The following is a 25,649-nucleotide window of genomic DNA, read 5'->3' as shown; positions in this document are numbered from 1 at the left end:
TAGAGATGTGACCCGGAGCTCATGCTCCGGGTATTTTTTATCGACAGGAAGATTAAACCGCCAGCCCCAGGCAGCTCACGCCATCATTCTGAGCCATAATACGCAGTGCTTTCAGCTTATCCTTCTGAGGGTGTTTCATCGCGCTGATCTGTTCCAGTACTTCATCCTGAAACTCGCGGTCAAACTGCATCAGCTCATGATCGTTCAGGGCTTTTCGTCGGGCCTTCTCATCTTCAGGCACCTCTTCAGTTGCCTCGATAAAGCTGATAATGGTCTGACGCATCAGGCGGCTGACACGGGTAACCTCTTCTGCCTGAGTACCCATTGCCAGTTCCATAGCAGTATGAGCAGCCATGGCCGCATCAATCGCCGGGTAGACACCGTACATTTCATAGTCAGCATCATTGGGTATCAGATCTGCCAATCTTTCCAGCTGAACTTCAAAATTGATTGTGCTGGCCTTATTAGCCAGTTGCTCCCAAATCAGCATCAGGCTCTTTTTTAACTGTGCGGCTTGCTCAGGCTGCTCCGTGACCTGACAAAACAGTGCGTAGTTAGGGTACATGCGTTCAGCTAATGCTGTGGCAAACGCAGTTTGCTGCCAGGGGGCTAAGTCTTTCAGTTGTTGAAAAAAAGCACTCATTTATAGGGGGTACTCTGCATTGGTAATATTTAAGAAAAGGTATTCAGCCTGCCAGGTGACATGCGCGCTTCAGTCACGGGTGGTTGCCCAGTTTTGCTTATCCTTGGGTGTCAGCCAGTCCGGGTGGTGAACGGGCTGCTGTAACATATCCCGCCCGGCATCTCTCAGGGGGGGAGTATTTTCTCTGCTCGGTTCTGCGCGTTTCTCAGTCCGGTTGATAGGCTGAAGGTTTGGGGACTTTTTTCTGACGACCACCTCTTTGCGAATTATCTTAGGGTGGGTAACATCGGTTTCTTTGAAGCGGGTCAGCTGTTGAATCTCGCTGCGCCAAAAGGCGGGGCTTCGATTGGGTGTTGTCACCTCAGGCGTGATGAATGCGGGTTGGGCTCTCTCATAGGTCTGTCCCATCGCGAGCAGTTGATCCGGAACAGAAACCAGACGAATGCCCTGGGCCTGAAGTTCCGGTATCCGGCTTTCCAGCATATCAAGCGTGACTTTGTGAGGGTGGCCTATTCCGGTGGCGTGGCCGTTACGTTGCGCCTGCCGAACCAGGGTGTCAAAAGCCTCGTTCACGGCTGAAGGTGTTCGTATGTGGTCAAGAAACACATCCCTGCTCATATTGGGGATGCCGTTTGCCTTGGCTGTTTTGGCAGCCACAGATTTAGCAGTAGTACGGCTATCAATAAAGAACAGGCGACGCTTGCTGATCTCCTCCATAAGCCACTGCATACGAACACTGTCCTGTGTCAGCTCGCTGCCCATATGGTTATTGACTCCCTGAGCAAAGGGGATATCTGCCAGTGCTTTCTTTAGTGCCTGATCGAAGGTTTTCCTGTCCATGGACGGGCTGAGAGTGCCTGGTCCTGGCTCCCACTGATGTACGTTGGTCATCGGTGCATGAAGCATTACCGTTTTGCCTTTTTTATGGGCCGCTTTAGCAAGTCGTTGGCTGTAAGGTGTATGGGGTAATACTGCGTAGGATATAGCTCCGGGGAGGTTTACTGCCCGTAGGCCATTACGCAGATTGTAGCCTATATCATCAATGACCAGTGTGATTGTGGGGGAGCTGGATGCCTGCGCGGATCTGCCGAAGCCCAGAAGGAAAAGAGCCAATATCAGGATAAAAAGGGTATTTAGGCCCGGAATATCCGTGCTGGCTGGTGGTTGTGAATCTGAGTGGTACTGGGGAATGGTTGTCATATAAGTGTCGCTTAGGCCGCCCTTTCAGGCAGCCTGATCAGGTTCTATTCTAATGGGTTGGTTCGTTGGTGCTGTTTTCAGGGCTTTTGTTCAGGATCTGCAGGCCTTTCAGCAGACTCAGGGCCTCAAATAGCTGGTAATCACTTTCTGCTAATGAGGCACTGCTTTCGGATTTTTGGCCAACGATTTTCTGGCCGCTTTCAAGATGCCCCTCAAGGTCGGCTTCTTTGATCTGGAGTCTGGCTTCGATGGGTGTCAGGCGAGCAGGTTTGACTTCAATATCAGGAGTTACACCCTGAGCCTGAATTGAGCGCCCGGATGGCGTGTAGTACAAGGCCGTGGTCAGTTTCAGGCCGCGATTGCTTCCAAGAGGCAGAATCGTTTGCACTGAACCCTTACCGAAGCTTTGAGTACCCATGATTACGCCACGCTGATGATCCTGAAGCGCACCGGATACAATCTCAGAGGCAGAGGCAGAGCCTTCGTTGATCAGGACGATTAAAGGCACACCATGGCTTGGGTTGCTGGGTGTGGCATCAAAACTGAGCTCAGTATTGTCCAGTCGGCCTTTGGTATAAACAATACGCCCCTGAGTGATAAAGGCATCTACGACCTCCGCCGCAGCCTGTAACACACCGCCCGGATTGTTACGCAGGTCCAGTACAACCCCTTTAAGCTGACCATCGGAGTCCGTGTGCATTTTGTTGAGGGCTTTAACGACTTCTTCGCCGGTATGTACCTGGAACTGGGTGATTCGAATATAGCCGTAGTCCTTCTCCAGCATACGGTGCTTTACACTGGTAACACGGATCAGAGCCCGTTTCAGGGTTAGCTCGAAGGGTGCGTCTGCGCCATCCCGCATAATCGTCAGGCGAATTTCGGTGTCAGGCTTACCGCGCATTAGCTCTATAGACTTGTTCAACGGTAAGTTTTTAACCGGAGTATCATTGATCTTAACAATCAGGTCATGGGGGCGGATTCCTGCCCGTGCTGCCGGCGTATCATCAATCGGCGTAACGACTTTGATAAAGCCGTTTTCGGAGCTGACCTCAAGGCCCAGGCCGCCAAACTCGCCCTGAGTACTTTCCTGCAGTTCGTCGTAATCTTCTGGTGTCAGGTAGGTGGAGTGAGGATCTAAGCCTGTAACCATTCCTCTGATGGCATTGTCCAACAGCTCTTCGTCATTGATATCATGAACATAGGCGCGCTTGATGCGTTCGAACACTTCTCCGAAGGTGCGTAGCTCCTCCAGTGGAAGTTCCTGAGCCTCATAAGGCAGAGCTTCGTCGGTCGGGGCTGCTTCCGCAAACAGATTTGAACTTGTCAGGCTGAGCAACAGGCCAAAGCCGATTCCTAGTGTGGTCTGCGAGGTTCTCATGAATCACTCCTTAATGCCCCGGTCACGACGATTATCGGTCTGTGGGGTTTATATCATCAGATTTTCCTGCTTGTCACAGGGCAGCCTGAGTGTTTTTTCAGCGTTTGCCGAGCCAGATAATAGGGTCTTGCGGAGCCCCTTTCTTGCGAATTTCAAAATAAAGACCGCTTCGGCTTTGTCCGCCGCTTCGCCCAACGGTTGCAATACTTTCACCGGCATGAATCCAGTCGCCGGCTTCCCGAAGCAGAGATTGATTATGACCGTAGAGACTCATAAAGCCATTACCGTGATCAAGAATCAAAAGTACACCGTAGCCTCTGAGCCAGTCGGAAAAGACAACACGCCCGGAGTGAATCGCTTTAATTTCTGTGCCTTCCTGGCCGCGAATCACCATACCATTGCGGCGCAGTTTGCCACGAATCTGTTCGCTGCCAAAAGCATAAGCGACGCGACCTTTAAGCGGCCAGGGCAGTTTGCCGCGCATGGACTTAAACGGGCGGGTATCCTTCGGCATGGGAATATTGACAATGGCTTGCTGTACTTCTTTTAATAACTTCTCAAGGCGGGCCCTGTCCTGATTCAGACGGGCTAATTCCTGACCTTTACCGGAAATTTCCTGGTCTAGCTGAGAGACAAGGGTTTCCCGTTTCTTCTGCTCGACTTTCAGGCGACCCCGATCCGCTTCCAGCTTACTGCGGGTTGTGGTCAGGACATAATCTTTTTGTAAAATCTCTTTTTCAATCCGGTTCAGGCTGCGGGCTGTTTCCAGGTATTCATCAATATGTCGGCTGCGCTCTTTATTGATGTAGTCGTAATAGCGTAAAACCCGCGAGACCTGGTCCGGTTGCTGCTGGTTAAGCAGAACTTTCAGGTATTCCTGTCGTCCCATGGCATAAGCTGAACGGATCTGCTTTTTCAGATAATCTTTCTGTTGATTCTGTTTGAGCCTCAGGCTGTTTTTTTCTGCCCGCAGTACACTCAGGCGGCTTTGTAGTCGCTTGCTGCTTGCCAGATTGCTTCGGATAGCCCGGGCTGTATCGGATATTTTCTTCTCTGAGGCCTGAAGCTTTTTAAGTACTTCTGCTTTTGCCCCCTTCACCTGGTTTAGTGATTGCTCAAGAGCTTTGATGCGACTGTTCAGCTCTTTTAGCTGCTGGGCTGAAACATCCTCTTTGCCCGCTGCCTGTAAAGGTAAAGACAAAAGGGCAAAAGAGGAGATAAGCAGGATCGCCAGCAAGTAGCTGAGAAGCTGTAAGGAAAAGGGCCAGCGTCCGAAATCTTGACTCTGTTTATTTTGCAGCACGGCTGCAGTGGCTCTTTTGATCATCAATGACAGTGTTTTCCGTTACCCGCAGGCATTTTGGTCAAAGGGTAAAGAGCCGGGGGAGGCCGGCTCCTTGTGTGTCATTCTGTCCGAAACTTAGGAACGACTCAGAATGTCAGGTGTAAGAAACAAGGTTATGACCGCTCATTTCAGTAGGTTGTTTCAGATCCATGATTTTTAACAGGCTCGGCGCAATATCGCAAAGACGGCCATTCTCAAGGGTAACTGACTCCGCACGTTCATTAACGTAAATAAGAGGAACCGGGAAAGTTGTATGGGCTGTCTGAGCCTGACCCGATTCCGGGTTAACCATCTGTTCTGCATTACCATGGTCTGCGGTGATTAAGCACTCACCACCTACTTCCAGCAGAGCTTCAGTTACACGCCCCAGGCAAACATCCAGAGCTTCAACCGCTTTAACCGCAGCCTCGTATTTTCCGGTATGGCCAACCATATCACCGTTGGCATAATTGCAGACAATCAGGTCGTAATCGCCGCTTTTGATCGCATCAACCAGTTTATCGGTAACTTCCGGTGCGCTCATTTCAGGTTGCAGGTCATAAGTAGCGACTTGGGGCGACTGAACCAGTATGCGGGTCTCGCCTTTGTATTCTTCTTCTCGGCCACCGCTGAAGAAAAAGGTGACATGGGCGTATTTTTCAGTCTCAGCGATACGTAGCTGAGTTTTGCCCTGATTCGCCATGTATTCGCCCAGAGTATTCACCAGTTTGGCGGGTGGGAAGGCGGTGGTGGTTTTAATATCGGCAGCGTACTCTGTCAGCATGACAAAGTCGGCAAGCTCCGGCGTTACTTCGCGGGCGAAGCCATCAAAGTTACTGTTGACAAAACTACGGGTGATCTCACGGGCGCGGTCAGCACGGAAGTTCATAAACAGAACGGTATCACCATCTTCGATCTTAACCGCTTTGCCATCCGGGCGGATGCTGGATGCTGCAACAAATTCGTCATTTTCATCCCGTTCGTAAGCCGCCAGCAGAGCTTCTTTTGCTCCGGTATAAACATGTTCAGCTTTTGCCTGTGTTAGCAGGTTATACGCCTGTTCAACGCGGTCCCAGCGGTTGTCGCGATCCATGGCGTAGTAGCGGCCAATCAGTGACGCAACAAAACCGATGCCCAGTTTCTTCAGTAGGGCATCCGTTTTAACGATGGATGCTTCTGCGCTACGGGGAGGCATATCGCGACCGTCAAGGAAGCCATGAACATAGACTTTTTTCGCACCACGCTGAGCAGCCATCTCACAGGCCGCCAGAATATGGTCTTCATGGCTGTGTACACCACCCGGTGACAGCAGTCCCATAAGATGTACTGCTTTGTCCGCTGCAACGGCTTTATCGATGGCGGAAACTAACGCGGCATTTTCAAAAAAATCACCATCGGCGATCGATTTGGTTATGCGGGTAAACTCCTGATAAACAGTACGTCCGGCCCCGAGATTCATATGACCAACTTCTGAGTTGCCCATCTGACCATCCGGCAGGCCTACGGCCATGCCTGATGTTTCGATCAAAGCATTGGGGTATTGATCCCACAGGCGATCCCAAACCGGTTTGTTGGCGTTGGCAATGGCGTTATTTTCGGTCGTTTCACAATGGCCGAAACCATCCAGAATGATAAGAGCAACAGGCGTACGTTTTGACATGATGTTTTCAGGGTCGCATTAGATTCAGAAAAAGTTACACGTCCTGACAGACGTTTCGCAGTAGCTGGACATCATACCCCAGATTTCTCGGGCCTCCCAAATTCTTTGCCGGGGAAAAGATGTGAAAAAAGTATATAAACCAACCTGTTTGGGGCGGTTAAATCTTCATCAGGTTGTGTATACTAACTGCCTTTAAATGCCAGTGCTCTGGGGTGATTTTCCGGGTTTTATAAACCGGTAACCGGGTGATCTGCGCATCCATGATCAATGAAAGGCTGACGAGGAAAGAAGTTGGAACAGTTTATTGAGTTTGCCACTAACCACTGGATGATGGTGGGTACATTTGCGATTCTGCTGATTCTCTGGCTGGGATATGAGTTCATGACCGGCAATAAGGCGATCAGCTGTCAGCAGGCCACCTTGCTGGTGAACCGTGAAGACGGTGTTTTTCTGGATATCCGGGATCGTGGTGATTTCCGCAACGGTCACATTGCCGGTGCAGTGAATATCAGCATGGCGAGTCTGAAAGATCGGGTTGGTGAACTGGAAAAATACAAAGCTAAGCCGATTATTGTTGTTTGCAAAATGGGTAATACAGCATCAGCGGCTGTGAGTGAGCTACAGAAAGCAGGTTTTGAAAAGTCCTGTGTCATGCGCGGCGGTATGAGTAACTGGCAGAATGATAATTTGCCGGTTGTGACGAAATAAGCGCGTTGCATTATCTCCGATAGTTGCAGTGTCAGGCTAATGCGGTTGCTACTCCGGGGAGGCCTGGGATCATAGCTGTCAGGATTGAATTAGGCATTTCTGATATTATGTGTTGCCGCAGAGGATTCCTCTGCGGTATGTCAAAGAGGTGGGTATGCCAGCCTCTTTGCTTGTAACCGATCATGAAAGACCCCATATGACGGGGTAAGCCAATATATCTTCTGCAGTTTTCAATAAAAGGTGAGCTTATGCAAAATGTAGTGATTTACAGTAAATCCTGGTGCCCGTTCTGTGTTCAGGCTAAGCGCCTGCTACAATCGAAAAAGGTCGATTTTACTGAGATCGATGTCGAGCGTGAGCCTGCCAAAATGCAGGAAATGATGAAAAACAGTGGTCGTCGTACTGTACCGCAGATCTGGGTGGGTGAAACCCATATTGGTGGTTGCGACGACCTTTTTGCCGCAGAGCAAACCGGTCAGCTGAATCAGTTGTTAGCGGGATAATCGCTCCGGTGTCTGCGGGTTGAGTGAGTGTCCGGCAATAATAATGCGTGCCAGGCAATCCAGAGAGAAGCCGTTTTCGGCACCAATAATTTTAAGGAAGCACCATGAGTGAAGAACAGAACCAACCACAATTCGTATTACAGCGTATCTACCTGAAAGATCTGTCTTTTGAGTCTCCGAATGCTCCGGCTACGTTCCAGCAGGATTGGGCACCTAAGGTTCAGTTCGACCTGAACAGCAACAGCCAGCAGGTGGGTGAAAATCTGTATGAAGTGGTGGTTTCTCTCACCGTAACGGTAACCAATGAAGAAAAAACAGCGTTTCTGGTCGAGATCCAGCAAGCGGGTCTGTTCTTCATTCAGGGGCTGGAAGATGCACAGCTGCATCACACCCTGGGGGCTTTCTGCCCGAATGTACTCTTCCCTTATGCTCGTGAAGCAGTCGATAACATTGTGACCCGTGGCAGCTTCCCTGCCCTGATGCTGGCTCCGGTTAACTTTGATGCTCTGTATGCGGATGCGGTTCAGCGTCAGCAGGAGCAGGCTGGTAACGCTTAATCTGAATGGCTATACCACGTATCTACAGTCCTCAGGTTATGGTCGAGGGGCAGTCTGTTCAGCTTGATGAATCGGCTGCCCGCCATGTTGGCCTGGTGCTGCGTATGAAGGCCGGACAGCCGCTGGCGCTCTTTAATGGAGCGGGCGGCTGTTTTTCTGCCACGATTAAAGAATCCAGTAAGCGCTCTGTGACGGTCTCGCTTGATACTTTTCACCCGGACGAAAAAGAGTCGCCCCTTCAGGTACACCTGGCCCAGTCCATCTCCAAAGGGGATCGCATGGAGTATGCGATTCAGAAGGCGACCGAGCTGGGAATTACCGAAATTACCCCCATCTATACCGAACATGGTGATGTACGTCTGAAAGGCGACCGTGCGGCCAAGAAACAACAGCATTGGCAGCAGGTAGCAATCAGCGCCTGTGAGCAGTGCCAGCGTAATCGCGTGCCTGTGGTTCACCCACCGATGGCTCTGCAGGATTGGCTATCTGCCATTGAGGCGGATTTGAAGCTGGTATTGCATCACCGAACGGAGCGTCAGCTCAGTGGCTACGACCAGCCTGAGCAGGTTGCTCTGCTGATCGGCCCGGAAGGTGGCTTGTCAGCTGCTGAAATCACTCAGGCTGAGGCCGAGGGCTTTCATCCACTGGCTCTTGGCCCGCGGGTTTTACGCACAGAAACAGCGCCTGTAGCCGCATTAAGCGTACTGCAGTATCTGTGGGGCGACTTTTAAGTTGCAAAAGCCCACAGTAACCAATCTTTTTATGGTGTCCGTTGAATAAACTCAGGCGGGCATCGATCGGGAGAAAGCGGATATGACGATCAAACTAGGTGTGGTGATGGACCCGATCGAGGCGATCACCTACAAAAAAGACACCACACTGGCGATGCTTTGGGCCGCACAGGATAGGGGCTGGGAGCTGTATTATATGCAGCAACAGGATCTCTACCTGGAGCAAGGCAAGGCGATGGCGGTGATGCAGCCATTAAACGTGTTCCGTGACCCTGAGCACTGGTTTGAACTGGGTGAAGCGGTTAACGCCAGTATGACGGAGCTGGACACGGTGCTGATGCGCAAAGATCCTCCGTTTGATACCGAATTTCTGAATGCCACCTATCTCCTGGAGCAGGCAGAGCGGGAAGGTGTTTTGGTGGTGAATAAACCACAGAGCCTGCGTGACTGTAACGAAAAACTGTTTGCCCAGCAGTTCCCTGAGTGTTGCCCGCCAACGATCGTCAGTCGTCGGGAGGATATTCTGCGGAACTTCCACAAAGAGCAGGGTGATGTGATTTTTAAACCGCTGGATGGTATGGGTGGCACCGGTATCTTCCGTGTAAAAGAAGATGGCCTGAATATTGGTGCCATACTGGAAACCCTGACTGAAATGGGCCGCCGCCAGATTATGGCGCAGAGATATCTGCCTGAGATTGTGGATGGCGATACCCGTATTCTGATGGTTGATGGTAAGCCTGTGCCTTACGGCTTAGCCCGTATTCCTGCCCAAGGTGAAGTACGTGGCAACCTGGCTGCTGGTGGTGCAGGCGTAGGGCGTCCGCTGACGGATCGTGATTACTGGCTTTGCGAACAGGTGGCACCTGTGGTGAAAGAGAAAGGCCTGCTGTTTGTGGGGCTTGATGTGATTGGTGGTTATATGACCGAGCTGAATGTCACCAGCCCGACCTGCGTGCGTGAACTGAACGATCAGTTTGGACTGGATATCGCCGGTGACCTGATGGATGTGATCGCCGCCAGACTGGCTGAACGTTCTGCTTAAAATCTCAGGTTACTGATCGTGAACAAAGACGCTAGCACTTCGGCTGAGCCTGGGATTCAGGTCGGAGGTCTGCCGCCCATTACACACCCGGACAGCCAGGTGCGGGCTGTGGATCGTATCGCTTTTACGATACTGCTGGCTTTCGTGGTTCACTTTTTGGCCTGGGCTGCCCTGGAGGTTAACCCTCCTACGCCGAAAGAGCGTTTGTCGCGCCCCCTTCATGTTACCCTGAGCAAGGCTCCAGCCATGCCGGTGAATGAACCGGTTAAACGCATTGCGGAGCAGGATCAGCAGGCCAGTGGCATCGGAGAGCAGGAACAGGAGCCGCAAACCTCAGCGCCCTCACCGCCACTGCAGGAGAAAAGGCCTGTTGACCCGGTTGTTGCTAAGGCAGAAGCTAAGTCCGAAGCAAAAAAAAGCCCGGAGTCAAAGCCGAAACCGCTTCTGAGGCCAAAGCCCGCTTCTGAGGCGCGATCTGAAGCTGAACCGGAGGCGTCAGAAGAGCCTCTCTTGGTAACCAGTTTAAGTGATGCCCAAGCTCTTCTCGCCCGTAGCCTTGAGATTGCACGCTTAGAGGCGGAGCAACAGGCACTGGCTGAGCAGTATGCTAAACGCCCAAGAGTCCGAACCATATCAACATTGACGGCGAAAGCTTCGGATGATGCGTTTTACCTGAGGCAGTGGCAGGAGAAAGTCGAGCGGGTTGGTAATCTGAACTATCCTGAACGCATCCGCAGGGAGAATCTGACGGGGCGTTTACGGCTGCTGGTTGCACTCAATCCGGATGGTAGTGTCAAAGAGGCACAGATATTAAAATCCTCCGGTCACCGGGTGCTGGATGAGGCCGCACTGGAGATTGTCCACCTGGCGGCCCCTTTTGCCCCTTTTCCACGCTCTATACGCGAGCGTACCGACATTCTTGAAATTATCCGTACCTGGCAGTTCGGGAATGGTAACTTATTTAGCGAGTCGGGCTGATGTCCGTCTGGCAAGAGATAAAGGTTAAGTGATGAGTCAGTTTCAAAGTTTGCGTAACCACTTCCTGATTGCGATGCCTCACCTGGAGGATTCCAGCTTTTCCGGCACCGTGACTTACATTTGCGAACATAATAAAGATGGTGCATTGGGCATTGTTATCAACAAAAAATTGTCTCAACTGCCCGTTGCTGAGCTGTTTGCTCAACTTGAGTTACCCAACCCGAACAGTGGTTTGCCTGAGTCTGAAGAAGTTGTGCCTGCGATTATGGAGGGTGGTCCCGTTCACCATGAGCGCGGTTTTATCATTCATACCGGTAGTGCGAGTGAATGGGAATCCAGCATGACGGTTACAGATGAACTGGCGCTGACCACCTCGGTGGATATTCTGGACTCAATCGCTAACCGCCGTGGGCCAGAGCAGTTTCTGATCGCCCTGGGTTGTGCCGGCTGGGAAGGTGGTCAGCTGGAGAAAGAGCTTCAGGATAATACCTGGCTAACCTGTCCGGCGACTCTGCCTGTACTGTTTGACGCTCCGGCAGAACAAAAACTTCAGGCTGCGGCAGGTCTTTTGGGTATCGATATCAATCTGATGAGTTCCCAGGCAGGCCACGCCTGATATGAGCGCTACAGATAAAAAAAAGAAAGATAACATCGGTCAGCGCACTTTTCTGGCCTTTGATTTTGGCACCACCCGAATCGGCGTTGCCGTGGGCCAGGAGATGCTGGGTACCGCAACAGCGTTGACACCTGTTCCGGCCCGGGATGGTATCCCCAATAAAGAAGTACTGAAAAAGCTGATCGATGAATGGCAGCCGGATGCTTTTATTGTTGGTCTGCCGATCAATATGGACGGTACTGAAAGTGAAATGAGCCGCCGGGCACGCAAGTTCGGTAATCGCCTGTATGGACAGTATGGCAAACCCTGGTTTGCTGTTGATGAGCGCGGTACCACTAAACAAGCGAAAAGCATCGCCAAAGATCTGGGGCATAAAGGCAGCTATAAAGAGAATCCGGTGGATGGCATCGCGGCCCAGCTGATTTTAGAAGCCTGGTTTGATTCCCCTCAGGGATAAACACGTACCGAATATGTTACATTTTACCTCAGGCACGCCATCACTTTCTGAGGCACAGACTTAGCAAGGATCAGGAATACCCATGACCACTGATATCCCAAATCTGAATCAAAAACAGGAGCGCTTAGTGATACGTTCCAGCGACGATCTGCCAGAGGTAGCACCTTTGTTAGATCAGATGGCTGATGCTCTGCGTCAGCGTATTGAGCGGCTGGGACAGGAGAGTATCGCTCTGGTGGGCATTCATTCCGGTGGGGTCTGGATCGCGGAGCAGCTACACCAACGTCTGGAGCTGAATGAGCCTCTGGGTACGCTGGACATCTCCTTCTATCGTGACGATTATACCCGTGTTGGGCTGAACCCAAGCGTAAAGCCATCCAATCTGCCCTTTGCTACGGAATCCCGCCATATTGTGCTGGTGGATGATGTGATTATGAGTGGCCGTACCATTCGGGCCGCCCTGAATGAGCTGTTTGATTATGGCCGCCCTGATTCCGTCAGTCTGGTTACCTTGCTTGACCTTCCGGGACGTGAGCTACCGATACAGCCTGACATCGCCGGGCAGCGACTTGAGTTACCCGAGGGTGTGCGCATCAAGCTAAGTGCCGAGCCTCTGGCGTTAGCGTTATCAGAGCCGGTAACGGCGTAATGTTTTATTGAAACGGCAGTGATTACACTGCCGTTTTTCTGCGCCTGGAAGAAAGCCCGGCGTGAGCAAAATGCAGATCATTAACGTGCTGTTCTTTTTAATGTGTTGTAAGACTGGTGAGAACGACCGATGAAGCCAACAAGCGCTCCGAAAACCCCTTCAGATCCCCGATCTGTCCAGCTGACCGAGGATGGAAAGCTGCGCCACTTTTTAACGTTGGGTGGCCTTAATAAAGAGATTCTGGAAGAGATTCTCGATACCGCAGACTCCTTCGTCAGCATGGGAGAGCAGTCGGTAAAAAAAGTGCCCCTGCTACGGGGTAAGACCGTCGTAAATCTTTTCTTTGAAAACAGTACCCGCACCCGTTCTACCTTTGAACTGGCGGCGAAGCGTCTGTCGGCAGATGTACTGAATCTGGATATCAGCACTTCAGCGACCTCCAAAGGTGAAACCCTGATGGATACGCTGCAGAACCTGGAAGCGATGGGTAGTGATATGTTTGTCATTCGCCATGCGGACAGTGGGGCTCAGCACTTTATCGCCAGTCAGATCTCGCCAAATGTTGCCATCATTAATGCCGGGGATGGCCGACATGCACACCCGACTCAGGCGATGCTGGATATGTACACTATCCGTAAGCACAAAGGGGATTTTGCCGGCCTGAAAGTAGCGATTGTTGGCGATATCCTGCATTCACGGGTGGCCCGTTCACAGATTCAGGCGCTGAATATTCTGGGAGCAGAAGAGGTGCGCCTTATCGGCCCTAAAACTCTGCTGCCACAACCCCTGGAGCAGATGGGCGCTTCTCTTTATACCCGCATGGAAGACGGCCTGAAAGATGTGGATGTGGTGATTATGCTGCGTTTACAGAAAGAGCGTATGGACGGTGCCCTGCTGCCCAGTGAGAGTGAGTTCTACCGCCTGTACGGTCTGACCACAGAGAAGCTCAGTTATGCCAAACCGGATGCGGTGGTGATGCACCCCGGGCCAATTAACCGGGGGGTTGAGATTGAATCTGCCGTGGCTGATGGCCCGCAATCACTGATTCTGAATCAGGTCAGTTACGGTATTCCGATCCGTATGGCGGTGATGTCTATGGCAGTGAGCGGACAGACGCAGCAAAAAACAAAAGAAGTCGCTGCCAATGGTGCAGCGGATATAGAACAGCAAGGGGAGGCCTCCGCATGAAGATAACAATCCGTGGTGGTCGCCTGATTGATCCGGCGCAGCAACAGGATCAGGTAACGGATATCCATATTGATGAGGGTCGTATTCTGGCTCTGGGCCAGGCACCCGCCGGATTTACTCCGGAGCGGACGCTGCACGCTGAAGGTCAGGTTATTGCACCGGGCCTGATTGATATTGGAACCCACTTGCGGGAACCGGGACCCAGCTATAAAGGTACTCTGCGTAGTGAGACCAAAGCTGCGTTGGCCGGTGGTTATACAACACTTTGCTGTCGACCCGATACCTCCCCCTGTATCGACAGTTCTGCTGTGGTGCAGCAGATTATGGACAAAGTTGAGCTGATCGGGCAGGCGAAAGTCCGGCCAATAGGGGCGATGACAAAAAATCTTGAAGGTACTCATCTGAGTAATATGGCAGGCCTTCAGCACTCCGGCTGTGTGGCCGTTTCAAATATGCGCAACGCCATCGATAACACGCTTATTCTGCGCCGTTGCTTTGAGTATGCGTCCACCTTTGATCTGCGGGTGGTTTTTTACCCGGAAGACTCCTGGTTACGGGGTGATGGTTGTGCCCATGAGGGTGCCCTGGCCAGTCGGTTAGGGCTGGCGGGGATTCCCGCTGCGGCGGAAGCGATTGGTCTGTCCCGTGTACTGCATCTGGTGGCCGTCACCGGTGTCAGGATTCACTTCAGTGCTCTATCTACCGCACAGGCTGTCGAGATGATCGCCGAAGCTCAGGCTAAAGGTCTGCCGGTGACAGCGGATACGACCATGGCGCATCTGATCTATACCGAAGCTGAGATAGATGGTTACAACAGCCAGTTTTTTGTTCAGCCTCCGCTGCGCAGTGAGTCCGATCGCGAAGCACTGCGTCAGGGCGTACGGGATGGAGTGCTAAGTGTTATCAGCTCTGCTCATTTGCCCCACGAGGAAGCCGCTAAAATGGCTCCGTTCGCGGCGTCAGAACCGGGCATGGCGACCCTGGAAACCCTGCTAAGCCAAGGTCTGGAACTGGTTGAATCCGGCGTGCTCAGCTTGCCGCAACTTATTGAGCGTTTAACAAGCGGCCCGGCAAAAGCGATGGGGCTTAATGCTGGTCAATTAACAGAAGGTCAGTGGGCTGACCTGATTGTTTTTGACCCGGAAGCAAGTTGGCAAGTGAAGGATAGTGATCTGTTCACCGCCGGTGAAAACTCCCCGCTGACGGGTTCGACTCTGAAAGGACAGGTGCAGATCGCACTGGTTAATGGTCAGATTGCTTTTGAGCGCTAATAACTGAAATACCAGATAATAATATGGAGAAGTGCTTTAATCGCGAACATTCAGGTTTGAGATTAAAGTGCCTTCTCTTTTATTAACCATGAATTTCATATGTTATTTATGACCGCTCTGGTAAAGTAACTTTATAAATAAAACAGCCCTTTTAGGGCGACAGGTAACGGTCTTTTTATCCGGCAGACAGGTCGGATAATAGGGATTATTTACCGGATAACGGGAAACTTCGGAGAGGGAGCTTATGAGCGCTGTCAGCCCGGAAAAACAAGAGATTCTGTTAGAAAGTGGCACTAACGAGCTGGAAATTATTGAATTCCAACTGCGTAAGCAGCGTCCTGACGGAACAGAGAAAATCAGTCACTATGGCATTAACGTCGCGAAAGTTCGTGAAGTGATCCGGGTCCCTGAAACCACAGACTATCCTAACCCTCAGCCGCACCTGGTAGGGGTGTTCTCTCTGCGTGATAACCTGATTCCCCTGGTTGACCTGGGAGGATGGCTGGGTGTGAAAACCCCGAGTGCCTTTGAAACCAAGAATGTCATCGTGACTGACTTTAACCGTATGGCGAATGGTTTTCTGGTGGACAGTGTCAGCCGGATTCACCGTATCTCGTGGGAAGAGGTTGAGTCTCCGAGCCAGTTTCTGGAAAGTGGCGAGCAGGATTGTGTCGTTGCTGTTGTGCGTCGTGATGATCGACTGATTATGATTCTCGACTTTGAGAAAATCATCTCAGATATCAACCCGGAACTGAGTATGGAAAAGTACGACGTTAAAGAAGATCGTAAAGTGATCATTGATGATCGTATGACAGCCAAACGCCAGGCTAATACGCTGTTAGTCGTGGATGACTCCGCTTTTATTCGCAAACTGATTGAAACCACTCTGCGTACGGCGGGCTACAATGTTATTGCCGCTAAAGACGGGGCGGATGCTTATGAGATGCTACAGGAATTTGAGCTGGTCGCTGAAGAGGAGCACCTGCCGGTGAGTGATCTGGTGAGTATGGTGATTTCCGATGTAGAGATGCCGCGTATGGATGGCCTGCATCTGGTGAAGCGCCTGCGGGAAGGTAAAGCCTACCGCACCACACCGATTGTGATGTTCTCCTCCATTATGAGTGAGGAAAACCGCCATAAAGCCCTGAGTCTTGGCGCTAATGACACCATGACCAAACCTGAGATCGGTAAGCTTGTCGGCCTGGTTGATGGCTATCTGTTGTAACGGGTTACGCTTACCACAGCACATAAAAAAGCGCCCGGCTGTGAAAACAGTCGGGCGTTTTTTTGTAATTCACCGTCACTTGTAATTCGGCTCGTTCCCACGCTCCGCGTGGGAACGCATAGGTCTCAGGTACCACGAATAGCGTGGGAGCCAGTCTTATGCCGAAGATGGGGATCGATGGGATCAACCCTTCCCTGCATTTGCCACTTTGGCTTTGATCCAGCCCGTGATACGGCCAAAAAACGGCAGTTTCTCGTAGAAGTGTTCCCCTGCATCCCAGAAATCGGTGTGGTGGGTGATACGGCCTTCCTCATCCTGTTCAATCTCACTAACACCGGGAAACTCCCACAGGCCGATGGTGTCCAGGTGGCCGCTGAAGCGCCATTTCACCAGATAGTGCCGATTGTGCAGCTTGTCATGTTCCGGGTGTTCAAAGACCGCTTCAATCAGAAAGCGGGCATCGGTAATGGAGTCATGAAAATGATTCAGTAACCGGCATAAAGCATCCGGGCCATTGATACGCTGGAAAGGGTCTTTGAAGACAATATTAGAGTGCACGAGGTGATTGATATCCGCGGGTGTCAGTGGTCTGGTATGTTCGGCTCCCTGGAACAGTTTAAAGTACTGTCTCAGTTGCTGATGCAGTTGATCCTGTTGCTGGGCTTGTTCTGCGTCGGCATTAGCGTCCATGGCCGGTACCTCTGTTGATCAATGGAAAGAAGATACGATCAGGTAACCATTTTAGCACGCTCATGGCAATGGCCATGGGAGTCGGGAAGACAATTTCAAAGCGTTTACCGGACAGACCTCTGATGATGGTACTGGCCGCCTTTTCCGCACTGATCAGAAACGGCATATCGAACTCATTTTTATCGGTCAGCGGTGTTTTGACAAAACCGGGGTTCACCAGACGGATATCCACCCCTGAGCTGTAAAGCTCTGAGCGCAGAGACTCCGCCAGATTGATAAGTGCCGCTTTGCTGGCACCATAAGCACTGGCGGTCGGCAGCCCGCGATAACCGGCGACCGAGGCCACAATAGCGATCTGTCCACTTCCTTGCTTCAGGTAATGGGGCAGTAAAACCTCAAGAGGTATCGCTGACCCCAGAGTGTTGATCTTTAGGAGTTTCGCTATTGTGTCTGCGCTGAACGTTCTGGCTGACATCGCCTGATGGGTGCCGGCATTAAGAATGATACGATCAGGCAGCCGCTCCTGTTCAATCAGTTGGTTAAGAGATGAGATCACCTGGTTTTTATCCGTTACGTCGCAGGGCAGCACCAGGATTCGTCCGGTCAGACTGGCGGCTTCAGCAGCGACACTTTGCAGGTTTTCAGAATGCCTGGCGCTTATGGCTACGGTTTTTCCGGCTCTGGCATAGGCCAGTGCAAGGGCTTTGCCTATCCCCTGGCTGGCACCGGTAATCCAGATCAGTTCCTGTGACATGTGCATACCTCGTTGCTTCTATGTAGAGGAGGGCCTGTATTGAATGGAGTCAGTTAGTCGGGGTAGCAGCGCTGACAGTTCAGTTGAATGCTTGAGCCGTCATCGGCAATAAAACGCATCCGCAGCCAGCGCCGATCATGGGCGTACCAAACCCAGGTATCTTTCAGATCTCCTGTGTAGCGATAACGGGTGGCGAGTACTTCCTCGCGTCCATCGGAAACCCGTTCCAGGTCTTCTTTTTTCAGTTGAATCTGATTCAGCGCTCCGCTCAGGGAGTTGAATAGCTGATTTTGCTGAATAATGCTGTGGTTGTAGTGGTTGCTTAACGCCAGGTTGTGCGAGCCGTTGGTTAACGGCTTAACGGATTCTCTGGCAGGTTTGCCTTTTGGCGACTGCCTTAAGCCTCCACGCCAGAAAGGCAGGCCATTGGCATCCTGAGATCGTGTCAGGAAGGTTTCGCTCAGCTCGCCGTTGCGGTCGATGCGACTGGTAAAGCGGGTTAGCTGATGACCTTGCCACTGCTCTATACCCAGATAACGAAAGCGATAGGGGAAAAAGAGAAAGGCTTTAAAATCCAGCGCCATTCTGCTTTCAACCTTCCAATTGTTATCGTTACCGCTAAAGTTGACCTGGTAGCTACCCGCAGGCTTGCCGTTGCGGGTGACCTCAAAGCTGAGTTGATCACCATACAAGCGCCGCCAATGGGAGAGGCTGTGAAAGCTGTTTTGAGGCAAAAGCTGCTGGGCAACGGCTCGGTCATTGTTTGTCTCTGCCCGCAGAGAGTTACTGCTGGCCAGAACGGAGCCGGCAAGCAGAACACCACCTATGGTGATCCGTGAGCTGACGATGAGCCCCTTGGCTTTTACACCGCCTGAACCTTGCACGCTTGTCATGTTTTTACTCCGGCTTTTTCAGGCGGAAAAGGTAAACATCGATACTCCCATGGCGAAAGCCGCTTTCGCAGTAGCATAGGTAATAGCGCCACAGGCGACGGAAGCGTTCATCAAAACCCAGAGGTTTAATGCCTTCCCAGGCCGCATCAAAGTTGTTGCGCCACTCAGAAAGCGTGCGGGCGTAGTCCTGGCCGAAGGATTGTAGAAAGTTAAGATCCAGGCCTGCCTGTTCAGCGTGCTGTTGTACTACTTCCGGCGTCAGCAACATTCCGCCGGGGAAGATGTAGCGCTGAATAAAGTCGGCATTGTTGCGATAGTTTTCAAAGCGTTCTCTGTCAATGGTGATCACCTGGATCACGGCTTCACCACCAGGGCTCAGGCGGTCATAGAGTGTTTTGAAATAGGTGGGCCAATGTTCTTCTCCAACCGCTTCCAGCATCTCGATGGAGGCGATTTTATCGTACTGCCCCTGAATCATTCGATAATCGGTCAGTGTTGCTTCACCTCGGTTATCCACAGCCTGATGCCGGAGCCGTTGCTGTGTCCAGTTAAGTTGCTCTGTGGATAACGTAACACCGTGATACTGACTACCCTTATGCTGTGTCAGCAGGCGTTCAGCAAAACCGCCCCAGCCGCAGCCGATCTCCAGGACGTTGTCTTCTGGCTGAATATTGAGCAGCTCCAGAATACGGTCATATTTGTTGTGCTGTGCATTTTGCAGCGTGGCCTCAGAGTTGTGATAGAGCGCCGAAGAATAGGTCATGCTTGGGTCGAGCCACTGAGCATAAAACGCATTACCCAGATCGTAATGCGCAGAGATATTACGGCGACTGCCTTTCAGGCTATTGTCATTCAGTCTGTGCAGTAAACGATGCAGTAAGCGGCCAAAGGCGCTACCTTCAAATACCTGATCCAGTGCCTGGGCGTTATGCATCGCCCATTCGGTAATCTGTAACAGATCATCGGTGTCCCAGTCTCCCTCGATATAGGCTTCACCCCAGCCCAGAACGCCGGAGATATAGGCTTTACGGATGGCCGCAGTACTCTTGATGCGAATTGTCGGGGCGGGAGTCGATGCCTGAATATCACCAATATGGACGGCTCGATTGTCAGGCAGTACCAGTGTCAGGCGACTGAGACGGGCTTTTTGCATGTTATTGATCAGCCAGCGCCAGAATGGATGGCGAACCGGGCGAGAGGCCACTTTATTTCTGTTGGTTGGTGGGCTTCCGGCTGTAAAGTTGGTCGCAGATACGGCAGAGTTTTCTGACCTGGGCTGAGCTTGAGTTGCAGAACGGGAATGGAACAGCATAGGGTTATTCCTCTTTTGTTGTCATAGCCAGAGGCTGACCTTTGGTAACGAGTGGTGGCTTAGGGATCTCTTTGCGGCTTACCAGCGGAATTTTCTTCAGCCATAACCGCAGTGCTTCCCAGTGAATACCTGCCATGACCTTATAGGTAAACAGAGGGCGTTTAAGAGCCATCGCTATCAGGCCTTTGGCGGTCAGGGGCGTGCTCTTTCCGGTGAGCGTTGCGTTTAGCAGCAGGCCTTCACGGTCCTCCTGTCGGATCAGCACCTTGAGAACATCCCCCGGTGTGGCGATCCGGAATCGATACTGACAATTCATATTGATAAAAGGTGAGACATAGAAAACCTTGTCAGCCTGATGGCGCAGGACAGATTTCTCGCCAACCTGAACCGGCTTAGCTTCCACTGAATAGATATGCTTCTGACTGAAGGTATTACTCACCTGATAAAGCGTGGTGTAAAGCTCTCCGGCTGCGTTGTAACAGAAAAAGATACACAGCGGATTGAAGCTGTAACCCAAATGGTGTGGCATGCATAACAGCTCAATGCGCTCCGCCGGATCACAGCCGTTATCAGCCAACAGGCGTTGAGCATGTTGCTTCAGGGTGTCGCCCGGGGTGATAACATAATCTTTGTCATACAGACTGAACAAGCCAGAGCGGTTATAGCCAAACAGGCGCAGCCCCAGCCTTCTGCCAGAGTATGCTTCCAGCGGTTTCAGCTCGTCCAGATCCAGCAGAAAGGTGCCGGTTTTATAGACGAAGCGGTGTCGTACCGGTTTAACCCGATCGTGCATCACGGTGCTGTAATAGAGACGGCTACGAAAGCGGAGTTCTTCTGAGTCTGTATCGTCCATCGTTCGTTCCCTCGATTAGCTGGCGTTGGATTGGGGGCTGTTGCCCGCCAGAACCTTATGGGTATCCGTGGAGTGATCGGATACAGCGTGCTGGCCGGTTGAAATATGCCCCGGCCAATGGATACGACCGGATTCATTCTTAACCTGCCAGGGGCGACGTACATTACCCAGGGCCTCAGCAACCGCAAGGCCGGACTGAAGACCGTCTTCATGGAAGCCAAAGCCAAAATAAGCACCGCAAAACCAGGTGTGATTCTGACCCTGAAGTTTATGCAACTCCTGTTGGGCCGCCATGGCATTTTTATCAAATACCGGATGGTCATAAAGAAAACTGCAATGAATACTACCCTCTGCCGGTTCCGTCGGCGGGTTTAAGGTCACAATCAATGGCTGATCCGTTTCCAGAGGCTGAAGTTTGTTCATCCAGTAACTGACCGCCAGTGATTGCTGGTTATGCTGCTCACCCTTGCTGCCCCGCAGGTAGTTCCAGCTAGACCATACTTTCCGGTTTTCAGGCATCAGGTGGGTATCACTGTGCAAAATCGCCTTATTGCGCTGATAAGAGAAGGCTCCCAGCAGGTGCTGTTCCTGTGCCGTTGGGTTAGTTAACAGCTGAAGTGCTTCATTGGCATGGCAGGCAAGAACCACCTCATCAAACTCGCGCAGCTCTCCACGGGAGTCCACCACAATCACTTTATCGGTGTCACCGGCTTTACCACTGGGGCGTATCACCTGCCGTGCACCACGATTGCAGAACGCTGCGGGCTGAATCTCACGAATCAGCTTACTGACATACTCCCGGCTACCGCCGCGAACGGTGTGCCATTGGGGTCTGTTTTCCACCTGGAGCAATCCGTGGTTCTGGCAGAAATTCAGGAAAGCCCGTGCCGGATAATCCAGCATCTGATCGGCAGGCGTTGACCAGATGGCGGCTCCCATCGGGATCAGGTGCAGATCCCTGAAGTCATCGGAATAGTGATATTGTGCAAGCAGTTCGCCCAGGGTCATCTCTTCAGGAAGGCTGTTTTGCCAGCTGCCGCACTCTTTATAGAAGCGCAGTACATCCTTCAGCATGCGCCAGATACGGGGGTTAAAAACATTACCTAGTGTTGGAAATATACCGGCCAGGCCATTACCGTTGTACTCGATGGAGCCTTTTTCTGCGGATACGGCAAAAGACATATCCGTTGCTGGGGCGTCAACACCGATATGTTTAAACAGGGCTGTTAGGTTAGGATAGTTTACCGGGTTGAACACGATAAACCCTGTATCCACCGGAATGGGGCCATCCTTCGTTTTGACCGTGACGGTGTTGGAATGGCCGCCAAAGCGATCATCTTTTTCGAACAGGGTGACGGCGTGTTTTTTACTTAGCAGCCAGGCCGCAGACAGACCCGAGATACCCGAGCCAATAACGGCAACCGTTTTGCCACGGGAGCTGTTGTTGGTTGGTTGAGCGTCAGATGCGGTAATGTCAGACGCTGAGATACCGGTAACTGTAGAGACCATAACGATGCTCCAAATAAGCTGATGTTCAAATTGCGTGCATTGACTGGCTTTACGACTGATCAGGATGAGCAGATCACCTAATGTTCTCAGCTGATATCGGGCCGGACGCCTTTCTTTGGAAAGGCGTGTAAAACAAAGCATAGCGTTAAATGATCTTCAGAAGCTGTATTCCTGGATGGTCTGTTCAGGTGAGAACTGTTAAGCGGAAGTGAATCGATAAATAAAATAAATTCAATACTCCGACCGATCTGCAGGTGATCCGGCTGATAAGCCGGTGCGTAGAAAAGCCCAGATCACGGGAGAAAACGGATGGAAAAAGTGCAATCAGCATCTCAGAACTGGAATCAGGCGCTTACGGATGTCGGTGTAAACCGCAATCGGGAAAAATTTGCCGCCCTGTACCAGCATTTTGCTCCGCGGGTAAAAACGTATCTGCTCAGATTTGGGTTGTCTGATGCTAAAGCGGAAGAGCTGGCTCAGGAGGCTTTGCTTCAGGTCTGGCGAAAAGCCGAGCAGTATCATGCTTCAAAGGCTGCGGCTTCAACCTGGATTTTCTGTATCGCCCGTAATCTGTTTATCGACCAGCAGCGTTCCGGTAGGGGTAAGCTGGAGCAAAGTACAGACTCCTACCATGAGCATGAAGGATTGCTGAACCATCACGAGCAAGCCGGTGAGGATGACAATAGCTGGCAGAACTCAAAAAAGCATATAGAAGACGCTTTGAAAGAATTACCGCTTATGCAAGCTCAGTTAGTTTATAAGTCCTACTATCAGGGTAAGAGTCACAGCGAGATTGCTGCAGACCTTGAAATTCCCATTGGTAGTGTAAAATCCGGGCTACGTCTGGCTTTTAAAAAGTTAAGAATGTCGTTAGCTACCGACAGCCTGACCGGGGGAGAGTCACTATGAAACAGAGCCCTATCACACTGTCCCAGACGCCGGCATTTCAGCCCGATTCAGCACCCAAGCACCACCCGGATGATGCAACTCTGCTGAGTTATGCTTCAGGCAGCTTAAGTGCAGGTTCCCGGATGTTACTGCAGTGCCATCTGGCCTGCTGTGAACACTGTCGTCAGCGTGTGGCTGAGGCGGAAGCTGTTGGCGGAGGCTTGCTTGATGGCTTGCCTCAGGCGTCCATGAATACCGGCGTGGATGATATCTTTGCAAAACTGGATCTGCTGGACTCTGACCCGATCTCCCAGTCGGAAGAGTTACCTGTAAAGCGGCCTGATTGGTTGCCGGAATGGGCTGAGCCGATTGCTAAATGGCTGGAGACAGATCAGAACTGGCAACGTTTAGCGCCGGGTATTAGCCAGATTAAACTCGATCAGCCAGAGTTTTGCCAGGACAAGGCGGTACGCTTACTGAAAATATCCCCGGGTACCTGTATGCCGAGCCATGGACATAACGGTAGTGAACTGACGTTAATACTCAGTGGCTCCTACTGCGATGAAACCGGTCGTTTGTGTGCTGGTGATGTCGCTGATCTTGATCCGGATATTAAACATCAGCCCATTGCTGACCGTGACCAGGATTGTATCTGCCTGATTGTCACCGATGCACCGCTTAAATTTGATGGCTGGATTCCAAAGTTGATGCAACCATTCTTCGGGCTATAAACGATATGTGATGTCTGCACTGAATCTATAAAAAATTACCGGCGGCCCTCTGTTATGAGGGTCGCTGGTAAACACCATGGCTTCAGCGCCCGGCTCTTTGCCTCTTTTTGTCGGCGTACATTTTCTGATCCGCAGCATCAAGCAGTGTCTGGACATCCAGTCCATGCTCTGGATAACAGGCAACGCCAACGGAAGCCCCGAGGCTAACCTGGGTTCCTTCAGGTATTCCATCCAAAGTCTGCAGAGGCTTAGATACCTGCTCGTAGACAGCATCCGTTGTTGCCTTGATATGGGCATCATCTGCAGGGGCAGAAAGTGCGATCACAAACTCGTCACCACCCAGCCTGGCCAGTATGTCGTCTTCACCGATCAGCTGCTGTAGGCGCAGACTGATCTCCCGGAGTGCCAGATCTCCGTTGATATGACCCCAGGTATCGTTCAGTGGTTTGAATTTATTCAGATCGATGAATAGTAATGCCAGTTGCTGCTTTTTCTCTGCCGCCAGGCTGATCTGGCGCTCCAGGTAGGGCTGCAGGGCGTTGCGATTAGCCGTGCCGGTGAGCTGGTCAGTAAATAGCTGCTGCTGCATTTTTTTGAAACTGTTCGCCAGCAGCCCGATCTCATCATCACGTTTGGTGGTGATGGGACTGACCCATTTGCCATCGCCAAACTGACTGACCGTTGTTGCCAGGCTACGGATAACATTGGCAACATGGCCCAGGCGGCGCGAACCGATCGTGATGGCGATAATAATGGCCAGCAGGCTGGCCAGAGCCAACCAGATTGTCAGGCGGATACTGCTGCCAATAACATCTGAATAGGGTTCAATAATCAGAGCGACCCAGTCTAAGCCGGCATCATCGGTGATGCGCTTATAGGCGACCAGTACCTGAGTACCATCCGGGGCGTTCGCCAGGGTAACGTTTGCCGGCTCGCTTGGATCGATTGAGGATAGCTGGGGAAGGTATTCCTTCAGTAGGCTGTTGAACAGGGGATCCTGGGTCTTTATCCCGCTGACCCGTTTCACTTCGTCCCCAATACGCTCTACGTTGGGCGAAAATGAGGCCGCAATGAGCATACCATTTGGCTCAACAATGGCGGTGCGGGCATCCTTTGAGACTTTAAGCTGTTGTACAAACCGATTCAGCTGTGAAAGTGACAGGTCGGTGGCAACAACGCCCTGTGGCTGACCTTCAGCAGAGAGCACCTGGCGGGCGCGGGTAACGACTAAATCCTGGGATGAGAAGTCGACATAAACAGCGGTCCAGATATGTTTTGTTTTGTGCTGAACCTTTCTGTACCAAGGGCGTACTCTGGGGTCAAAAGGTTTGCTCTCCCGGTAGAGAAACTCCGGATCACTGCGTAGACTATCCAGTCGATAACGGTTGCGTGTAATATCCTTGTCGAGACAAAGGCGAAGCTCTGCCGTTTGTTGCCGGGAACGTTTCAGGCCAAAGCTCTGCCCTGCTTCATTGCCGTAGTAAACATAATCATTAGACTCAGGGTAGAGCGTCGTGGCGGTCCAGAAGCGTTCACGCATGGCAGGCAGATCATCTTTCAGATCTGGGGAAGCGCTTAGCTCATGGGGGAAGGCGGTTTCCAGTACGGCCCCTGAGCCATACATATGCCGATCTACCACAAGACTGATTCGCTCTGTCTGTTCTGTCAGGAGTTGTTTTGAGAGTGATGCCAATGCATTACTGCCGACCAGATAGCTGAGGGCTGAAATAACAAAAGTGACCAGTAACATCAGGACAATAAAAGGTGTAATCAGGCTGATTTTCAGGGAGCGACGCACTCTTCGGGAAACATTTGCGTCATCCTTAGTCATAATCTATATCCTTAATGGTGGCCTAATTTTAAGCCGGCAATTCTAGTGCGTTAGTTTG

General features: G+C 51.6%; 26 protein-coding genes. 14 read left to right on the top strand and 12 right to left on the bottom strand.

What is annotated here, in order from left to right; genetic code table 11:
• Positions 1-52: 52 nt before the first annotated feature.
• The 5 genes from BTA35_RS09610 to gpmI form a co-directional block, all read right to left on the bottom strand.
• The gene (locus tag BTA35_RS09610; RefSeq protein WP_078319593.1) at positions 53-643 is read right to left on the bottom strand and encodes a YjaG family protein; all 591 of its coding nucleotides are present in this window, start codon (positions 641-643) and stop codon (positions 53-55) included.
• A gap of 69 nt (positions 644-712) precedes the next feature.
• Positions 713-1,843, bottom strand: coding sequence for a divergent polysaccharide deacetylase family protein (locus BTA35_RS09605; RefSeq protein ID WP_078319592.1), 1,131 nt, complete (start codon positions 1,841-1,843; stop codon positions 713-715).
• A gap of 49 nt (positions 1,844-1,892) precedes the next feature.
• Positions 1,893-3,221, bottom strand: coding sequence for a S41 family peptidase (locus BTA35_RS09600; protein ID WP_078319591.1), 1,329 nt, complete (start codon positions 3,219-3,221; stop codon positions 1,893-1,895).
• A gap of 97 nt (positions 3,222-3,318) precedes the next feature.
• A complete protein-coding gene (locus BTA35_RS09595) occupies positions 3,319-4,524 on the bottom strand; it encodes a murein hydrolase activator EnvC family protein (RefSeq protein ID WP_160054978.1) in 1,206 nt (401 codons plus the stop codon).
• Between the two features lie 136 nt (positions 4,525-4,660).
• A complete protein-coding gene (gpmI, locus tag BTA35_RS09590) occupies positions 4,661-6,205 on the bottom strand; it encodes a 2,3-bisphosphoglycerate-independent phosphoglycerate mutase (protein ID WP_202931228.1) in 1,545 nt (514 codons plus the stop codon).
• A 291-nt stretch (positions 6,206-6,496) separates the two neighbouring features.
• Between gpmI and BTA35_RS09585 the strand changes: the two genes are divergently transcribed.
• From BTA35_RS09585 to BTA35_RS09530, 12 genes are all read left to right on the top strand, one after another.
• Positions 6,497-6,913, top strand: coding sequence for a rhodanese-like domain-containing protein (locus BTA35_RS09585; RefSeq protein ID WP_238377550.1), 417 nt, complete (start codon positions 6,497-6,499; stop codon positions 6,911-6,913).
• 248 nt (positions 6,914-7,161) lie between these two features.
• Entirely contained in the window at positions 7,162-7,416 is a 255-nt protein-coding gene (gene grxC / locus BTA35_RS09580) for a glutaredoxin 3 (protein ID WP_078319588.1), read from the top strand.
• 104 nt (positions 7,417-7,520) lie between these two features.
• A complete protein-coding gene (secB, locus tag BTA35_RS09575) occupies positions 7,521-7,973 on the top strand; it encodes a protein-export chaperone SecB (RefSeq protein WP_078319587.1) in 453 nt (150 codons plus the stop codon).
• 5 nt (positions 7,974-7,978) lie between these two features.
• Positions 7,979-8,704, top strand: coding sequence for a 16S rRNA (uracil(1498)-N(3))-methyltransferase (locus BTA35_RS09570; RefSeq protein WP_078319586.1), 726 nt, complete (start codon positions 7,979-7,981; stop codon positions 8,702-8,704).
• Positions 8,705-8,786: 82 nt separating this feature from the next.
• A complete protein-coding gene (gene gshB, locus BTA35_RS09565) occupies positions 8,787-9,746 on the top strand; it encodes a glutathione synthase (RefSeq protein ID WP_078319585.1) in 960 nt (319 codons plus the stop codon).
• A gap of 18 nt (positions 9,747-9,764) precedes the next feature.
• On the top strand, positions 9,765-10,724 hold the full coding sequence (locus BTA35_RS09560) for an energy transducer TonB (protein ID WP_078319584.1): 960 nt from the start codon (positions 9,765-9,767) through the stop codon (positions 10,722-10,724).
• Positions 10,725-10,755: 31 nt separating this feature from the next.
• Positions 10,756-11,340 carry a YqgE/AlgH family protein gene (locus BTA35_RS09555; RefSeq protein ID WP_078319583.1) on the top strand — a complete coding sequence of 195 codons (585 nt, stop codon included), beginning with the start codon at positions 10,756-10,758 and terminating at the stop codon, positions 11,338-11,340.
• Between the two features lies 1 nt (position 11,341).
• Positions 11,342-11,797, top strand: coding sequence for a Holliday junction resolvase RuvX (gene ruvX / locus BTA35_RS09550; RefSeq protein WP_078319582.1), 456 nt, complete (start codon positions 11,342-11,344; stop codon positions 11,795-11,797).
• A gap of 82 nt (positions 11,798-11,879) precedes the next feature.
• Complete coding sequence (gene pyrR / locus BTA35_RS09545) at positions 11,880-12,446, top strand: bifunctional pyr operon transcriptional regulator/uracil phosphoribosyltransferase PyrR (RefSeq protein ID WP_078319581.1); 567 nt, start codon at positions 11,880-11,882, stop codon at positions 12,444-12,446.
• 129 nt (positions 12,447-12,575) lie between these two features.
• Entirely contained in the window at positions 12,576-13,634 is a 1,059-nt protein-coding gene (locus tag BTA35_RS09540) for an aspartate carbamoyltransferase catalytic subunit (protein ID WP_078319580.1), read from the top strand.
• Positions 13,631-14,905 carry a dihydroorotase gene (locus BTA35_RS09535; protein ID WP_078319579.1) on the top strand — a complete coding sequence of 425 codons (1,275 nt, stop codon included), beginning with the start codon at positions 13,631-13,633 and terminating at the stop codon, positions 14,903-14,905. Before BTA35_RS09540 ends, BTA35_RS09535 begins: the two co-directional genes overlap by 4 nt.
• Positions 14,906-15,149: 244 nt before the next feature.
• Positions 15,150-16,130 (top strand): chemotaxis protein CheV, encoded by a 981-nt coding sequence (locus BTA35_RS09530; RefSeq protein ID WP_078319578.1) that lies wholly within the window; start codon positions 15,150-15,152, stop codon positions 16,128-16,130.
• Between the two features lie 183 nt (positions 16,131-16,313).
• On the opposite strand, the gene BTA35_RS09525 is transcribed toward BTA35_RS09530, so the two are convergent.
• Genes BTA35_RS09525 through BTA35_RS09500 form a run of 6 tightly spaced genes read right to left on the bottom strand, consistent with a single transcriptional unit; the run spans position 16,314 to position 22,282 of the window.
• Positions 16,314-16,820: a nuclear transport factor 2 family protein gene (locus BTA35_RS09525; RefSeq protein ID WP_078319577.1), complete on the bottom strand. Its 507-nt coding sequence runs from the start codon at positions 16,818-16,820 to the stop codon at positions 16,314-16,316.
• The gene (locus BTA35_RS09520) at positions 16,810-17,574 is read right to left on the bottom strand and encodes an SDR family NAD(P)-dependent oxidoreductase (RefSeq protein WP_202931227.1); all 765 of its coding nucleotides are present in this window, start codon (positions 17,572-17,574) and stop codon (positions 16,810-16,812) included. The genes BTA35_RS09525 and BTA35_RS09520 overlap by 11 nt, the downstream gene beginning before the upstream one ends.
• 53 nt (positions 17,575-17,627) lie before the next feature.
• Positions 17,628-18,467 (bottom strand): DUF6134 family protein, encoded by an 840-nt coding sequence (locus BTA35_RS09515; protein ID WP_078319575.1) that lies wholly within the window; start codon positions 18,465-18,467, stop codon positions 17,628-17,630.
• Between the two features lie 4 nt (positions 18,468-18,471).
• Complete coding sequence (locus BTA35_RS09510) at positions 18,472-19,779, bottom strand: SAM-dependent methyltransferase (protein WP_078319574.1); 1,308 nt, start codon at positions 19,777-19,779, stop codon at positions 18,472-18,474.
• Between the two features lie 4 nt (positions 19,780-19,783).
• On the bottom strand, positions 19,784-20,632 hold the full coding sequence (locus BTA35_RS09505; RefSeq protein WP_078319573.1) for a DUF1365 domain-containing protein: 849 nt from the start codon (positions 20,630-20,632) through the stop codon (positions 19,784-19,786).
• A gap of 15 nt (positions 20,633-20,647) precedes the next feature.
• A complete protein-coding gene (locus BTA35_RS09500; protein WP_238377549.1) occupies positions 20,648-22,282 on the bottom strand; it encodes an NAD(P)/FAD-dependent oxidoreductase in 1,635 nt (544 codons plus the stop codon).
• A 168-nt stretch (positions 22,283-22,450) separates the two neighbouring features.
• Here BTA35_RS09500 and BTA35_RS09495 point away from each other — a divergent pair, with 168 nt between their 5' ends.
• Entirely contained in the window at positions 22,451-23,050 is a 600-nt protein-coding gene (locus BTA35_RS09495) for a sigma-70 family RNA polymerase sigma factor (RefSeq protein WP_078319572.1), read from the top strand.
• Positions 23,047-23,760: a ChrR family anti-sigma-E factor gene (locus BTA35_RS09490; protein WP_078319571.1), complete on the top strand. Its 714-nt coding sequence runs from the start codon at positions 23,047-23,049 to the stop codon at positions 23,758-23,760. Before BTA35_RS09495 ends, BTA35_RS09490 begins: the two co-directional genes overlap by 4 nt.
• 82 nt (positions 23,761-23,842) lie before the next feature.
• On the opposite strand, the gene BTA35_RS09485 is transcribed toward BTA35_RS09490, so the two are convergent.
• Positions 23,843-25,591 carry a diguanylate cyclase domain-containing protein gene (locus BTA35_RS09485; protein WP_078319570.1) on the bottom strand — a complete coding sequence of 583 codons (1,749 nt, stop codon included), beginning with the start codon at positions 25,589-25,591 and terminating at the stop codon, positions 23,843-23,845.
• Positions 25,592-25,649: the final 58 nt, after the last annotated feature.

The sequence above is a fragment of the Oceanospirillum linum genome (assembly GCF_001995095.2).
GTDB classification, from domain to species: domain Bacteria; phylum Pseudomonadota; class Gammaproteobacteria; order Pseudomonadales; family Halomonadaceae; genus Oceanospirillum; species Oceanospirillum linum.
Note: the sequence above shows the minus strand (reverse complement) of the source record. Positions and strands in the feature narration are given on the sequence as shown.

Bases quoted from the DNA above. Each gene is read 5' to 3' on its own strand.
- grxC (WP_078319588.1), top strand. From the start codon at position 7,162: ATGCAAAATGTAGTGATTTACAGTAAATCCTGGTGCCCGTTCTGTGTT.
- BTA35_RS09485 (WP_078319570.1), bottom strand. From the start codon at position 25,591: ATGACTAAGGATGACGCAAATGTTTCCCGAAGAGTGCGTCGCTCCCTG.
- BTA35_RS09505 (WP_078319573.1), bottom strand. From the start codon at position 20,632: ATGGACGATACAGACTCAGAAGAACTCCGCTTTCGTAGCCGTCTCTAT.
- gpmI (WP_202931228.1), bottom strand. From the start codon at position 6,205: ATGTCAAAACGTACGCCTGTTGCTCTTATCATTCTGGATGGTTTCGGC.
- BTA35_RS09510 (WP_078319574.1), bottom strand. From the start codon at position 19,779: ATGCTGTTCCATTCCCGTTCTGCAACTCAAGCTCAGCCCAGGTCAGAA.
- gshB (WP_078319585.1), top strand. From the start codon at position 8,787: ATGACGATCAAACTAGGTGTGGTGATGGACCCGATCGAGGCGATCACC.
- BTA35_RS09555 (WP_078319583.1), top strand. From the start codon at position 10,756: ATGAGTCAGTTTCAAAGTTTGCGTAACCACTTCCTGATTGCGATGCCT.
- BTA35_RS09610 (WP_078319593.1), bottom strand. From the start codon at position 643: ATGAGTGCTTTTTTTCAACAACTGAAAGACTTAGCCCCCTGGCAGCAA.
- BTA35_RS09500 (WP_238377549.1), bottom strand. From the start codon at position 22,282: ATGCTTTGTTTTACACGCCTTTCCAAAGAAAGGCGTCCGGCCCGATAT.
- BTA35_RS09515 (WP_078319575.1), bottom strand. From the start codon at position 18,467: ATGACAAGCGTGCAAGGTTCAGGCGGTGTAAAAGCCAAGGGGCTCATC.
- BTA35_RS09530 (WP_078319578.1), top strand. From the start codon at position 15,150: ATGAGCGCTGTCAGCCCGGAAAAACAAGAGATTCTGTTAGAAAGTGGC.
- BTA35_RS09605 (WP_078319592.1), bottom strand. From the start codon at position 1,843: ATGACAACCATTCCCCAGTACCACTCAGATTCACAACCACCAGCCAGC.
- BTA35_RS09600 (WP_078319591.1), bottom strand. From the start codon at position 3,221: ATGAGAACCTCGCAGACCACACTAGGAATCGGCTTTGGCCTGTTGCTC.
- BTA35_RS09490 (WP_078319571.1), top strand. From the start codon at position 23,047: ATGAAACAGAGCCCTATCACACTGTCCCAGACGCCGGCATTTCAGCCC.
- BTA35_RS09525 (WP_078319577.1), bottom strand. From the start codon at position 16,820: ATGGACGCTAATGCCGACGCAGAACAAGCCCAGCAACAGGATCAACTG.
- BTA35_RS09535 (WP_078319579.1), top strand. From the start codon at position 13,631: ATGAAGATAACAATCCGTGGTGGTCGCCTGATTGATCCGGCGCAGCAA.
- pyrR (WP_078319581.1), top strand. From the start codon at position 11,880: ATGACCACTGATATCCCAAATCTGAATCAAAAACAGGAGCGCTTAGTG.
- BTA35_RS09520 (WP_202931227.1), bottom strand. From the start codon at position 17,574: ATGTCACAGGAACTGATCTGGATTACCGGTGCCAGCCAGGGGATAGGC.
- BTA35_RS09540 (WP_078319580.1), top strand. From the start codon at position 12,576: ATGAAGCCAACAAGCGCTCCGAAAACCCCTTCAGATCCCCGATCTGTC.
- ruvX (WP_078319582.1), top strand. From the start codon at position 11,342: ATGAGCGCTACAGATAAAAAAAAGAAAGATAACATCGGTCAGCGCACT.
- secB (WP_078319587.1), top strand. From the start codon at position 7,521: ATGAGTGAAGAACAGAACCAACCACAATTCGTATTACAGCGTATCTAC.
- BTA35_RS09570 (WP_078319586.1), top strand. From the start codon at position 7,979: ATGGCTATACCACGTATCTACAGTCCTCAGGTTATGGTCGAGGGGCAG.
- BTA35_RS09495 (WP_078319572.1), top strand. From the start codon at position 22,451: ATGGAAAAAGTGCAATCAGCATCTCAGAACTGGAATCAGGCGCTTACG.